Raw genomic sequence first — 13533 nt, forward strand, 5'->3', positions numbered from 1 at the left:
TCCCTGCATCGTCGGTGGTGGCTGCGGGGCAACGGTAGTGCGATCCGTCACCCGCGAGTAGACCTCCCCCCACAAAGGTATAGACCACTTCAGCCATGCTCACCCGATAGAGTGGCTTGTCAGACGGTTGAGGGGGAGTTCGCCAGCCGCTTGCGCAACGCCGTGCGGGCGGCCGGCCACTCTCCGGCGAGCATCGAGTACAGCACCGTGTCGCGCAAGGTCCCGTCCGGCCGGATCCGGTGGTGTCTAAGGATTCCCTCCCGCTGCGCGCCGAGCCGCTCGATCGCGCGCTGGGAGCGTTCGTTGCGGATGTCGGTGTGCCACACCACTCGCAGCGCGTCCAGCTGCTCGAAGGCCCGGCCCAGCAACAGCAGTTTGGCCTCGGTGTTGAGCGCGGTGCGCTGCCAGGGCGTGCCGATCCAGGTGTGCCCGATGGCCAGCGCCCGCTGGGCGGGGACGATCTCGTAGTAGGAGGTGACGCCGGCGACCGCGCCGGTGGCCACCTCGATCTGGGCGTAGACGAGGCGGTCGCCGTCGGCCTGTGCGGCCAGGTGATCCTGGACGAAAGTACTGGTGCCAGCCAGGTCGCTGGGCCAGTGCGCGGACAGGTGCGTCCACACCGAGGGGTCGCGGCCCGCGGCGTGCAGGCCGGCCACGTGGCCGGGGGTCAGCGGTTCCAGGCGCACGTGCTCGCCGGTCAGGGTCGGTTGGCGCCACCAGTCGATGTTGTCCACGCAACCGACGGTAGAAGCCGACAGTGGCCTGTTAAACGGCCACCGGGGAGCGAATCCAGCAGGCCAATCCTGACTGTCGGCTCAGCCGGGTACGCTCCGCCGTCGTGAGTCCGCTCGCCACCGATCCGTTGCGTCCGTTGCTCGAACTGCCCGGTGTGGCCGAGGCGGTGGAGACAGCGCGGTTCGCCATCGCCGAGGTGCACCGGCATCCGACCAACCGGCGCGGCTGGCCGACCACGGCCGCCGAGGCCTCCGTGCGTGCGGCCAGGGCCTCGGCCGTGCTCGACGGCGGCAGCGCCGAGATCCCGGCCGCCGGCGAGGTGAGCGACCCGGTGCTGGCCGGTGCGCTGCGGGTGGCCGAATCGGTCGGCCTGCTGCTGACCACCTGGCAGCGCGCCCCGTTGCAGGCACTGGCCCGGATGCACGTGCTGGCCGCCGCCGACCTGGTGCCCGGCGCGGACCCGGAACTGCTCGGCCGCCCCACCGCCGATCCGGCGGTGGCCGCCCGGCTGGACCTGCTGGCCCAGTTGGTGGCAGGGGGCAGCAAGGTGCCCGGCCCGGTGGTCGCCGCCGTGGTGCACGGCGAACTGCTCACCCTGGTGCCCTTCGCCCAGGCCAACGGCGTGATCGCGCGGGCAGCGGCCCGGCTCACCTGCATCGCCACCGGCCTGGACCTCAAGGGGCTCGGCGTGCCGGAGGTGTCCTGGATGCGGCACCCCGAGGCATACCTGAGCGCGGCCCGCGGCTTCGCCTCCGGCGAGCCCGACGGCGTGGCGAACTGGATCGTGCACTACTGCGGGTCCCTGGAGGCCGGCGCCAAGGAAGCGGTCTCGATCGCCGAGGCGGCCGCGGCGAACTGAACTCCGCCGCGGCCACACGGTGGCTCAGCCGGTCGCGGCCCGCAGGCTGTCCATGGCGTGCCGGACATGGCCGCTGCTGGCCTCCAGCGCCCTGGTGGCGGCCTCGGTGTCCACTCCGGAGAGCAGGCACACCAGCGCGGTCTTCACATCGCCCTCGGCGGCCAGCAGCGCCGCCGAGCAGGTCTTCTCATCCAGCCCGGTGGCCTCGCCCAGGATGACCAGCGACCGCCCGCGCAGCTTGGCGTTGGTGGCCTTCATGCTGACCATCAGGTTGGAGTAGGTGCGGCCCAGCCGGACCATCACCGCGGTGGAGAAGGAGGTCAGCACCAGCTTCTGCGCGGTGCCCGCCTTCATCCGGGTGGAGCCCGCGATGGCCTCCGGACCGGTGTCCACGGCCAGCCGCACGTCCACGTCCACCCCGGCGATCGCGGCCGGGTTGGCCGAGACCAGCCCGGTGCGCGCGCCCAGCCGCCGGGCCGCGGCCAGTGCGGAGAGCACGAACGGGGTGCGCCCGGAAGCGGCCAGCCCGAGCACGAAGTCCTTGGGAGAGGCGTGCTCGGCGATCACCGCGGCCCCGGCCTCCACGCTGTCCTCGGCGTCCTCCACGGCCTGCCGCAGCGCGGCCGCGCCACCGGCGTGGTGGGCCAGGAACCAGTCCGTGGGCGCGCTGAAGGTCGGCACCAGCTCGGCCGCGTCCAGCGTGGCCAGCCTGCCGGAGGTGCCTGCCCCGACGTAGTGCACCCGGCCGCCGGAGCGCAGTGCCTCCACCGCGAAGTCCACCGCCCTGGCCAGCTCCGGCAGCACCAGCGCGACCGCGCCGGGCACCAGCTGGTCCTCGGCGTTGATCATGCGCAGCAGGTCCTCGGTGGGCAGCTGGTCGAGTTCGAGCGTGCGCGGGTTGCGGCGTTCCGTCGGCGAGTCCACCCGGACCGAGGGACGCGGCGTGGGGAAGCTCATTTGCCGTTCTCCCGCTGCCGGCGCCGGCCGTCCGGACGTGGCCCGAGCCGGTGCCCGCTGACCGCCTCGAAGGTGGCCTCCAGGGCTGCCGTCGCGGACTCGTGGTGCCGCTGGGCCACCCCGACGAACAGGCAGTCGATCACGGTGAGCTGGGCGATCCGGCTCGCGGTGGCCCCGGAGCGGAAGGTGGTCTCCCTGGCCGCGGTGGTCAGCACGTAGTCGGCGACCTCGGCGATGGGGGAGCGCGGGAAGTTGGTGAGGGCGACCGTGGTCGCGCCGCGGCTGCGAGCCACCCGCAGCGCCTCCACGGTGTCCGCGGTGGCGCCGGTGTGCGAGATGCCCACCGCCACATCGCCCTTGGACAGCACCGCGGCGGAGGTCAGCGCGATGTGGGTGTCGCTCCAGGCGAAGCTGATCCGCCCGATGCGGTGCAGCTTCTGCTGCAGGTCCATGGCCACGAAGGCGCTGGCGCCCACGCCGTAGACATCCACCCGGCCCGCCGCGGACATGGCCTCGACGACCTTCTCCAGCTCCACCACGTCGAGCTGGTCGGCGGTCTCCTCGACCGCACGGGCGTCGGCGAAGGAGACCTTGCTGACCACCTGGCGCAGGTCGTCGCCCTGGCCGATGTCACTGCCGAGATCGCGATCGGCGCGGGCCGCGGTGCGCGCGGTGTCCGCGGCCAGCGCGATGCGCAGGTCCGGGTAGCCGCCGACGCCGATGGCCTTGCAGAAGCGGGTCACCGTGGTCTCGCTGGTGCCGGCGGCCTCGGCGACCTCGGTGATGGAGCGGTGCGCGACCACGGCCGGATCGCCGAGCACCACCTGGGCCACTCGCTGCTCGGCCCGTGCGAGTCCCGGGAACAGGGAGCGGATCCGTACCAACGGACTCGTGTCAGCGATGTCCGGGGCCGAGCCAAGGGAAGAGGCCATGTCGGAAACTTACTAACAGTTAGGCAGAGAATCAACAGGTCATCTGGCGTCTTTGTGCTGCCTCAGCCCACTGTAACCCCGTTACCGCGCGGTGTTGAGGAAGAACTTTCGGCCGTTGATAACGGGCAAATGGTCACCGGTGTCCTTCAATCGAACGACACCGGAGATTCATGTTCTGCCGCAGGTCAGGGCCGTGAGCGGGGCGTTCGAATGTCACCGCAATCTTAAGTCTGCCAAGATCGTCGACTCTGTGCACACAGTGCCCCGCCGGACTCCGTTCGGCTTAGTCAGCCGGGTCGATTAGCCCGTTCGTGTCGCCGAATCGTTACGCCCCGGTGTCACCCTCGGAACCGGGGGTTGACGTGCTCGAACCCGTACCGACACCGGTACGTGTTGTGCCCGGTAAGCCGGGGTCGCGGGAGTGGTGAGTCCTTCACCACATCGTCATCTGCGGACCGGTGTCCAGCCCTGCGCGGTGAGCGTTTCCGGGTGCCGTTCGGCGTCCAGCAGCACGCCCCGGCGGTCGCTGACCCGGATGCCGTCGAGGAAGACCCCGCGGCCGGTGTACTGCTTGTCGCTGGCGTAGCGCCAGCGCAGGGTGACCGAGGCGGCCGGGGGCAGAGTGGCGGAAACCCGCCACCAGGCCCGGTGACCGGCGCCGGTCAGCGTGGTCACCGCGTCGGCTGGCGCGCCCGGTCCGGTGGCGGTGAGGGTCAGCGGCTGCCAGTTCACCCCGCCGTCCACGCTGGCCTCCACGCTCACCTTGTCGGTGGCCTCGGTGTCGACGAAGGCGGCGAAGTGCAGCGTGGCCGGTCCGCGCTGGTAGAGCGGGCCCGTGCGGAGCACCGCGGCCTGCTCCTCGTTGGCGGCGGAGTGCCAGGCGTCCCTGCCGTGCCGAGGGTGCACCGCGAGGGACTGGGCGAAGCCCTGGGCGAGGGCGCGGCGGGCCGGGTTGTTGGAGCCCCAGGCCCGGGACGGGTGCACCCGGTTGGACAGCAGCACCGCGACCGAGCGGGACACCGGGTCGATGACCAGCGAGGTGCCGGTGAACCCGGTGTGCCCGGCGGTGCGCGGGCTGGACAGGCCCTCCATGTACCAGCGCTGGTCCAGCTCGAAGCCCAGGCCGTGCGCGTTGTCCGGGAAGCCGGTGTTGTGGTTGGTCATCATCTGCCGCAGCGTGCGCTCACGCAGGATCCGGTGCCCGCGATAGGTGCCGCCGTTGAGGATGGTCTGCCCGAGCACGGCCAGGTCCTCGGCGGTGCCGAACACCCCGGCGTGCCCGGCCACGCCACCGAGTGACCAGGCGTTCTCGTCGTGCACCTCGCCGCGCACCATGCCGCGGGCGGGGACGGTCATGAACTCGGTGGCCGCGGTCCGGGCCTTGTCCGCCGGGTTGTAGCCGGTGTCCCGCATGCCCAGCGGCGCGGTGATTCCCTTGCGCACCAGCACATCGAGGGGATCACCGGTGACCTTCTCCACCAGCACGCCGAGCGCGATCAGGTTGAGGTCGGAGTAGATGTAGGCCTTGCCGGGCGGCTGCTGGAGTTTGGCGGTGAGCGCGCCCAGGATGCGACTGGGCTTGTCCGGGTGGTCCCGCCACAGCGGCAGGAACGGCGGCAGCCCCGAGGTGTGGGTGAGCAGCTGCTCGACGGTGATGGCGTCCTTGCCGTTGGCCGCGAACTCCGGCAGGTAACTGGCCACCGTCCTGGCCAGGTCTACCCGGCCTGCCTCGACCTGCTGCATGACCGCGATCGAGGTGAACAGCTTGGAGATCGAGGCCAGGTCGAAGATCGTGTCGGTGCGCATCGGCACCTGCTCACCCGCGGGCAGTTCGGTGCCGATGCCATCGGCGTAGCGCAGGGCCTGACCGGTGGCGGTCCTGGTGACCACCCGGCCGTCGTGCGCGAGCAGGGTCACCGCGCCCGCGAACAGCGGTTTCGCGGCGCCCTGCGGCTGCGTCCAGTTCCTGATCTTCGCCAGCGCGGCGCTGATCGGCGCCGGGTCCAGCCCCGCGCGCTCCGGGGTGGACTCGCGCAGGGTGGTCCAGAAGGGGGCGAAGCCCGGGTGCGGGCGGTCGAAGCGGCCGGACACCCCGCCACTGTCACCTGTTTCCGCCGCCGCGGCCGGTAGACCCGCGGTGACGAGTGCGAGCAGCAGCACGGGCACGATCATCCGGCGACGCATGGATCCCCCTCAGCGGTACAGCAGGTACTGGGCGCGGTGCCTGCGGAAGTCGGCCTGCTCCTGGCGGTAGGAGCCGACGATCTCCTCGGTGCTCGCGCCGCGGTCGACCATGTCCTTGAGGCGCTCGGTGCCCCACAGCTTGTGGATGAAGTTGTCCGGCCGCCAGCCGAACAGTTCCGGGTACAGCCGTTTCGCCGTCACGATCATGGCCACCCCGGCCTGGATCGGGTCGAAGGCACGCGGATCGGTGAGCGCCAGCTGCACGCCGCCGCAGTTGACGTTGACGTGCTTGTTGAAGGTGGGCACGAAGTAGTTCTCCCGGAACAGCACACCCTTGAGCCCCAGCGCGTTGAGCGCCTCCGCCCAGCGCCAATCGATCTTGGGTAGGCCGACGGTCTCGAACGGCCGGGTGGTGCCCCGGCCCTCGGAGAGCAGGGTGCCCTCGAACAGGCAGGTGCCCGGGTAGACCAGCGCGGTCTCCGGCGTGGGCATGTTCGGGCTCGGCGGCACCCAGTGCAGGCCGGTGCTCGCGAAGAGCATGTCCCGCCGCCAGTTCCGCACCGGCACCACATCGAGCTGCTCGACCCGCTTGCCGGTCTCGGCCGGCAGGAAGGTGTCGTTGTAGAGCCGGGCCAGCTCGCCCATGGTCATGCCGTGCCGCAGCGCGATCGGTTTGCGGCCGACCCCGGAGGCGTGTTTCGGATCCAGTTGCGGGCCGTAAGCCTGACCGCCGATCGGGTTTGGCCGGTCCAGCACCAGCACGGCCGCGCCGGTGAGCACGGCGGCCTGCATCGCGGTGTAGAGCATCCAGATGTAGGTGTAGAAGCGCACGCCCACATCGGCGATGTCGAAGACCACCACCTCGACGTTGGCCTTGCGGTACATCTCGGCCAGCTTCACCGCGGTCGCGCCGTAGGCGTCGTAGACCCGGACCTTGGTGCGCGGATCGTCGTACTCGCCCTCGGAACCACCGGCCTGCGCGGTGCCGCGGAAACCGTGCTCCGGGCCGAACACGCCGACCAGGTTGACCGCCCCGGAGGCGACCATGGTGTCCACCAGGTGCCCGAGCCCGTCGGAGAGCACCCCGGTCGGATTCGTCACCACCCCGACCCTGCGGCCCTTGAGCTGGGCGAACCCGTTGTCCGCCAACCGGTCCGCGCCGGTGCGCACCTTGCGCCGGTCGCCACCCTCCGGTTCGGCCGAGGCCGAGCCCGCGGTCAGCAACGGCACTGACAACGCCGAGGCGGCCAGGAAACCTCGCCTGCTCACACCATCCATGGCTGGATCTCCCGTCACCAGGTGAGGCCGAAGCCGAACGGGTACCGGGTCTGCGCCGGATCGCCCAGCGCGGGCACGCTCACCGGCAGCTTGCCGCTGGGCTTGGCCTCGCCGAAGAGCACCTTGGTCAGCGATTCCATCGACACCGCGGTGGCCGAGTAGGTGGTCAGCCAGGTCTTGGCGTCCTCGATGGCCACGTCGTACGGATCGCGCACGGCCACCCCGACCACCGGTTTCCCGGTCGCCACCAGACGTTTGACCAGTTCACGCTGTTGCGCGTCGGTGGTGGCCCGGTTGGTCAGCACCAGGATCAGGTCCTGGCCCTCGGCCGCCGCGACCGCCTTGGCGATCACCGCCTCGGTCGGCTTGTCCCCGGTGACCTGCACGGTCGGCGTCACTCCGCGCGCGGTGAGTTTCTGCCCGAGCGCGGTGGCACTGCTCGACCCGGCCACGAGCACCTTGCCGGGCTTGGCCCGCAACGGAAGCAGCCCGGCGTCGTTGCGGACCGCGGTGACCGTCCGGTCGGTGACCTGCTGCGCGGTGGCCAGGTGCCGAGGGATGCCGACGATCTTGTCCACCGCGGTCTCGTCGACCAGCGGGTGGGTCAGCGCGCCGCGCTTGATCTTGAGCAGCAGCACCCGGAGCAGGCTCTCGTCGATCCGCCGCTCACTGATCTCGCCACTGCGCACCGCGTCCAGCACGGCCTTGATCGCCACGTCCAGGTTCTTCGGCATCAGCAGCATGTCCGCGCCGGCCTTGAGCGCCAGCACCGGGATCTCCGCGTCCGGGTGCTTGATCCGCACCGCCTCCATCTGCAGCGAGTCGGTGATGATCACCCCGCGGTAGCCGAGCTGGCCACGCAGCAGACCGGTCAGCATCTTCGGCGAGAGTGTGGCGGGCTCACCGGAGTCATCCAGCTTCGGCGTGACGATGTGCGCGCTCATGATCGAGTCCACGCCGGCCTTGATCGCGGCCTGGAACGGCGGCGCGTCCAGCTGCTGCCACTGCTCGGGGGTGTGGTTGATCACCGGCAGCGTGTAGTGGCTGTCCTGGTTGGTGTCCCCGTGCCCGGGGAAGTGCTTGACCGTTGCCGACACGCTCTGCCCCAGCCGGCCCTGCTGGTAGCCCTTGACCTGCGCGGTCACCTGCTGCGCGACCAGCTTCGGATCGCTGGAGAAGCTGCGCACGCCGATCACCGGGTTGGCCGGGTTGACGTTGACGTCGGCATCCGGCGCGAAGTTCTGGTTGATGCCCACCGCGCGCAGTTCCCGCCCGGTGATCTCGGCGGCCTGCCGGGCCAGTCCGGCGTCCCTGGCCGCGCCCAGCGCCATGCTGCCCGGGAACAGCGTCGCGGGCGAGCTGAACCGGGTGACCACGCCCTGCTCCTGGTCGGTGGAGATCAGCAGCGGCAACCGCGCCCCGCTGCTCATCGCCGCCCGCTGCAACCCGTTGGACAGCGCGGCGACCTGCTTGGGGTTGGCGAAGCTGTCCGTCCAGTTGAAGTAGATGACCCCGCCCAGGTGGTACTTGCGCACCACCTCCGCCGGGGTGGCCACGCCGAACTCGGCCAGGTTCTTCGGGTGCGCCGAGTCCGCGGCAGGCCCGTAGGCGTAGGTGACGAAGAGCTGCCCGACCTTCTGCTCCAGGGACATACCGCGCATCCGCGTTGCCGCGGCCTGCTCCCCGGTCAGCGCCTCCGTCGCCGCCTCCGGTGTCGCGCTCGCGGGGAAAACCCCCATGACGGTGACCGCGGTCAACGCCGAGAGCGCCGCCGCGAGTGGCCGGCCAACCTGGTGCACCGTTGCCTCCCTGCTGGTCAGGTGTAGTTCGGGTAACTCTTCACAAAAAGGACTGGGTTGCCTGCAAGTTACTGACGTGATCTGGACGGGTCAACGTCCGTACGGCGTCATTTGAATCCGGTCTGCGCGATCCCCTGCACGATCTGGCGCTGCATGAACAGGAACACCACGACCACCGGCGCCATCGTCACCACGCTCATGGCCAGGATCAGGTTGAACGGAACCACCTCCTCCGCGGCGAAGCGGGCCAGCGCCACCTGCAGGGTGTAGGTGTGCTCGTCCTGGGCCACCACCAGCGGCCACAGGAAATCGTTCCACCGCCACACCACCGAGAAGATCGCCACCACCGCCAGCGCCGGCTTGCACAGCGGCAGCACCACCCGCAGGAAGATCCGCGGCTCGCCGGCGCCGTCGATCCGGGCCGCCTCGATCAACTCGTCCGGGATGGTCAACATGTACTGGCGCAACAGGAACACCCCGGTCGGCGTGGCCGCGGCCGGGATGATGAGGCCCCACAACGAGTTCACCAGCCCCAGATCGGCCACCACCTGGTAGACCGGGATGAAGATGACCTGCAACGGCACCATGATCGTGCCCAGGATGACCAGGAACAGCGTGGTCCGGCCGCGGAAGTTGTACTTGGCCAGCGCGTAGGCCGCCATCGTGTTGACCACCAGCGTGAGCACCGTCGCGGCCACCGTGACCAGCACGCTGTTGCGCAGGTACACCGCGAAGTTGAAGCGCCCCAGCGCGTCCACGTAGTTGTCCGGCCGGAAACTCTCCGGCAGCAACCGCGGCGGCCGCAACGACAACTCGGTGCTGGTCTTGAACGAGGACAACGCCGTCCACAACACCGGGGCCAGCACCAGCAACGCCAGCGCGACCAACCCGGTGTAGGCCAGCACCTTCCCGGCAGAGGGCATCGGCCTGCCGCCGATCCCGGTCCACCGCGGCGGGCTCACACCGCCTCCCGCCGCCGGGCCAGCCCGAACTGCACCAGCGTGACCAGCAGGATCACCAGGAACAACAGCACCGACCCGGCCGAAGCCAGCCCATAGCTGATGGGCGATTCGAAACCGCGCTGGTAGATGTACTGCACCAGCAACGTGGTCGCGCCCAGCGGACCACCGCCGGTGAGGCTGTAGAGGAAGTCGAAGGACTGGAATCCGGCGATGGTGGCCAGCACCAGCACCACCAGCGTGGTCGGCCGCAACAACGGCACCGTGATCAGCCGGAACCGCTGCCACGGCCCGGCCCCGTCCAGCGCGGCCGCCTCATGCAGGTGCGGATCGATCGCCTGCAACCCGGCGAGCAGGATCAACGTGTAGAAGCCCAGGTGGATCCACACCCCGACACCCACCGCGGCGACCATCGACAGCGCAGGGTCGACCAGCCAGCCCGGCGTCGGCAGACCCAGCCAGCCGAGCACGGTGTTGATCAACCCGCCGCGGCCCTCCAGCAGCCAGCCCCACACCAGGCCGACCACCACGGGGGAGAGCACCATCGGCAGGAAGAAGGTGGCCCGGAAGAACCCGCGCCCACGCAGCCGCCGGTTGAGCAGCACCGCCAGTCCCAGCGCCACCAGCACCGAGACCAGCACGTAGGCCAGCACGAACACCAGCGTGTTCACCGCGGCGGACCAGAACTGCTCGTCGGAGAGGATCCGCCGGTAGTTGTCCAGGCCGACCGGGCGGAAGGTGCGGCCGTTGCGGCTCTCGTAGAAGCTGATGTTGACGCTGTTCAGCGCCGGGTAGATGGTGAAAACCCCGAAGATCAACAGGTTCGGCAGGAGGAAGAGGTACGGCGCGAGCCGTTGCCCCCAGCCGATCCGCCGCCCGGTCACCGCCCGTTGACCTCCGCATACGCCCGTTCACTCACCTGCCGCACGGCCCGCGCCGCCTCCTCCGGCGTGCTCCGCCCGCCGAGCACCTTGGCGATCTCGTCCCGCAACGCGTTGGCGGTGCGCACGAACGCGGCTGAGGAGTTGGTGGTGTACGCCTCCGCCGGGACCAGTTTCGCCTCGGCCAGGAAGATCCGCATGTCCTCCAGCCGCTGCGGATAGCTGATCCCCGGCTCGACCAGATCCCTGCGGGTGGGCAGGAACTGGGCCTTGGCCACCAGCTCCCGCTGCCGCTGCGCGCCGTTCATCCACTCGATGAAGGCCGCGGCCGCCGCCGGATGCCTGGCCTGCTTGAACGAGACCATGTACTTGCCGCCGGGAAAGCCGCCACAGCGCGCCGCACACGGGTTCGGCGCGGCCGCGAACCGGAACTGACTGGCCTTGGCCAACTGGCTGACCTGCCAGTTCCCCGACAGGTACACCGCGGCGTCCTGGGCAAGGAAGATCTCGTTGGCACCCTTGTAGCGAGAACCGGACTCCAGCCAGAAATCGGTCGGCATCGCCCCGGAGGCGTGCAGCCCGGCGAAGCGCTTGAGCGCCTCGGTGGCCTTGCCGACATCCAGCGCCGGCCTGCCGTCGAGGTCGAAGAAGGTGGTGCCGTACTGACTGAGCATGGTGGCCAGCCGGTGCCCGGACTTGTCCATCGCGATCGCGTACGGCTTCCCAGTGGCCCGGCGGACCTTCTCCGCGGCCTCGACCAGCTCGTCCCAGCTCCACCGCGCCGGCACCGGCACCCCGGCCTTGGCGAACAGGTCCAGGTTCACGAACGGGCCGTTGAGGGTCAGATCGCTGGGCACACCCAGGAACTCCCCGCCCGGACCGCGCACCGCCCGGGTCGCATCCGGCAGGAAAGCCTCGGTGAAACCCGGATCGGACAGGTATGGGCGCAGGTCAAGCAGGTCCGCGCGGTAGGGGTTGAGGTCCTGGGTGCGTGCGACGTCCGGGGCGTTGCGGCCGGCGATCCGCGCCTGCAACGTCCGCTCCAGGTCCGCGTAGGCCACCAGCTGCAGGTTCACCCGCGCGCCGGTGGCGACCTCGAACTTCTCAATCGTTTGCCGAGTAGCGATCTCATCCGGGCCATCGGTGAAGTACAGGTACTCCAGCTCGACCCCGCGCAACTGATCCGGCCCGGCCGGGCGGGCATCGCCGGGAGCGGTCGCCTCGGGCACGCCGGGCGCACACGCGCCCAGCGCGAGCAGCAACGCGAGCAAGCCGCCGACTCCGCGCACCGCCCGCATCCCGCCTCCCCCCACATCCCGCCTGTCGTGGCGGAGGCTAGAGAAGCCGCGGTGGTCGTGGCTACGCCCATCCGAGCGGTGTCCGCCACGTTTTGCCTTCGAACGCGATGGTGGCGCCCACCGGTTTGCACCGAGGGCGCCACCAACAGCGTGAACAGTCAGGTTACCAAGCGTGCATCTCGTGTCGTACAAATCTGAGCTCGACGTCCAGCGTCCCGGTACGTAGCCCCTAGACGACATGCCTCCCGCGGCGTGCTGCGCGTGGGTGCCCGCTGTTCACGCACGGAGCCCAGTGGGGTGGATGCTGCTTCTCTTCGCATCATCCCTGGCCAGTTGAGGTCCGCACCTCCATGTGTAGTCCGTGAGGGCGGTCACAGCAAGGGCTCAGACGGGTGCACCGTTTCAGAGCCGGGGATAAACGGAAGGTGTCGGACACGCCGTGGTTGCGGCACAACCACTCCCGGTCAATCCCCGAGGCGGATCAGTCGCCGGACTCACTATTACCGGCGCGTCCACGCCGGTGCCGCCGCAGTCCGTACCAAGCCGCCCCCGCCGCCGCGACCACCCCGAGCCCCACCGCGGCCGCCGCCACGGTCGCCCCCGACGGGGTTGGGATCCGGGCCCGCAACGAGACCGGATCGGAGAAGGTCAGCACCGGCCAGCCCCGCTGCGCGGCGAGTTTCCGCAGCGCACGGTCCGGGTTCACCACGGTCGGATGGCCAACGGCCTCCAGCAGCGGAAGATCGGTGATGGAGTCGGAGTAGGCGTGCGAGGCGCTCAGGTCGTACCCGTGCTCCTCGGCCAGCCCGCGCACCGCGACGGCCTTGTTCTCGCCGTAGCAGTAGAAGTCGACATCTCCAGAGTAGCGACCCTCGGTAACCACCATCCGGGTGCCGACCGAGTGCGTGGCTCCCACCATGTTCGCGATCGGAGCCACTATTTCCGCCCCGGAAGCCGACACCACGACCACGTCGTGGCCCTCCTGCCGGTGCTCCCCGATCAGCTGGGTCGCCTCGGCGTAGACCAGCGGATCAACGATGTCATGCAGGGTCTCCTCCACGATCGAGCGAACCTGCTCCACATCCCACCCGGTGCACAGCGCGGTGATGTGCGACCGCATCCGATCCATCTGATCGGCATCCGCCCCCGCGAGCATGAACACGAACTGGGCATAGGCACTCTTGAGCACCGCCCGCCGATTGATCAACCCCTCCTGGAAGAACGGCCGGCTGAACGCGAGCGTGCTGGACTTCGCGATCACCGTCTTGTCCAGGTCGAAGAACGCGGCAACCCGCTTGCCAGCACTGATGCCATCGCCACGAGGTTCGGTCACCCGACCAGCATAGGTGTCGGTGAGATAGCGATGAGGTTGCGAGCCGTGTCGCTCGAACGGACGAGAAGCGTCACCCACCCGCGGGGGGATACAGTAGACGCGTCCGGCTTAGCCGGATGAGTTCAGTCCGACCCCCCGGGGCTGAACTCCTGACGACCCCCGTCCCTCCCCCCTGGCGGGGGTCGTCCCATATCCGGACCCCGGTTCCGCACAGTGACAACCCCAGTCACTCCCAAGTTGCCAGAACCCGGCCCCGAACGCACACTCCTCCCGGCTCCCGGCTCCCGGCTCCCGGCTCCCGGCTCCCGGCTCCCGGCT

The 13533-nt window shown here is 69.9% G+C and carries 11 protein-coding genes; 1 reads left to right on the top strand and 10 read right to left on the bottom strand.

Annotation, left to right across the window (positions count from 1 at the left end; all coding sequences use genetic code 11):
* Positions 1–119: 119 nt before the first annotated feature.
* The gene (locus tag ACTOWY_RS35495) at positions 120–725 is read right to left on the bottom strand and encodes a GNAT family N-acetyltransferase (RefSeq protein ID WP_441314021.1); all 606 of its coding nucleotides are present in this window, start codon (positions 723–725) and stop codon (positions 120–122) included.
* A 113-nt stretch (positions 726–838) separates the two neighbouring features.
* Here ACTOWY_RS35495 and ACTOWY_RS35500 point away from each other — a divergent pair, with 113 nt between their 5' ends.
* A complete protein-coding gene (locus tag ACTOWY_RS35500) occupies positions 839–1594 on the top strand; it encodes an oxidoreductase (protein WP_441313972.1) in 756 nt (251 codons plus the stop codon).
* A 24-nt stretch (positions 1595–1618) separates the two neighbouring features.
* On the opposite strand, the gene ACTOWY_RS35505 is transcribed toward ACTOWY_RS35500, so the two are convergent.
* From ACTOWY_RS35505 to ACTOWY_RS35545, 9 genes are all read right to left on the bottom strand, one after another.
* The gene (locus tag ACTOWY_RS35505) at positions 1619–2551 is read right to left on the bottom strand and encodes an N-acetylmuramic acid 6-phosphate etherase (RefSeq protein WP_441313973.1); all 933 of its coding nucleotides are present in this window, start codon (positions 2549–2551) and stop codon (positions 1619–1621) included.
* Positions 2548–3483: a MurR/RpiR family transcriptional regulator gene (locus tag ACTOWY_RS35510; protein WP_441313974.1), complete on the bottom strand. Its 936-nt coding sequence runs from the start codon at positions 3481–3483 to the stop codon at positions 2548–2550. The genes ACTOWY_RS35505 and ACTOWY_RS35510 overlap by 4 nt, the downstream gene beginning before the upstream one ends.
* Before the next feature lie 444 nt (positions 3484–3927).
* Complete coding sequence (locus ACTOWY_RS35515; protein ID WP_441313975.1) at positions 3928–5667, bottom strand: serine hydrolase domain-containing protein; 1740 nt, start codon at positions 5665–5667, stop codon at positions 3928–3930.
* 9 nt (positions 5668–5676) lie between these two features.
* Complete coding sequence (locus tag ACTOWY_RS35520) at positions 5677–6945, bottom strand: exo-beta-N-acetylmuramidase NamZ family protein (protein WP_441313976.1); 1269 nt, start codon at positions 6943–6945, stop codon at positions 5677–5679.
* A gap of 14 nt (positions 6946–6959) precedes the next feature.
* Entirely contained in the window at positions 6960–8684 is a 1725-nt protein-coding gene (locus ACTOWY_RS35525; protein WP_441314022.1) for a glycoside hydrolase family 3 protein, read from the bottom strand.
* Positions 8685–8851: 167 nt separating this feature from the next.
* Positions 8852–9706 carry a carbohydrate ABC transporter permease gene (locus tag ACTOWY_RS35530; RefSeq protein WP_441313977.1) on the bottom strand — a complete coding sequence of 285 codons (855 nt, stop codon included), beginning with the start codon at positions 9704–9706 and terminating at the stop codon, positions 8852–8854.
* A complete protein-coding gene (locus ACTOWY_RS35535; protein WP_441313978.1) occupies positions 9703–10587 on the bottom strand; it encodes a carbohydrate ABC transporter permease in 885 nt (294 codons plus the stop codon). The genes ACTOWY_RS35530 and ACTOWY_RS35535 overlap by 4 nt, the downstream gene beginning before the upstream one ends.
* Positions 10584–11882, bottom strand: coding sequence for an ABC transporter substrate-binding protein (locus tag ACTOWY_RS35540; protein ID WP_441313979.1), 1299 nt, complete (start codon positions 11880–11882; stop codon positions 10584–10586). Before ACTOWY_RS35540 ends, ACTOWY_RS35535 begins: the two co-directional genes overlap by 4 nt.
* 481 nt (positions 11883–12363) lie before the next feature.
* Entirely contained in the window at positions 12364–13215 is an 852-nt protein-coding gene (locus tag ACTOWY_RS35545; protein ID WP_441313980.1) for an HAD-IB family hydrolase, read from the bottom strand.
* Positions 13216–13533 lie beyond the last annotated feature (318 nt).

The sequence above is a fragment of the Crossiella sp. CA198 genome, assembly GCF_052078295.1.
Taxonomy (GTDB): Bacteria; Actinomycetota; Actinomycetes; order Mycobacteriales; family Pseudonocardiaceae; genus Crossiella.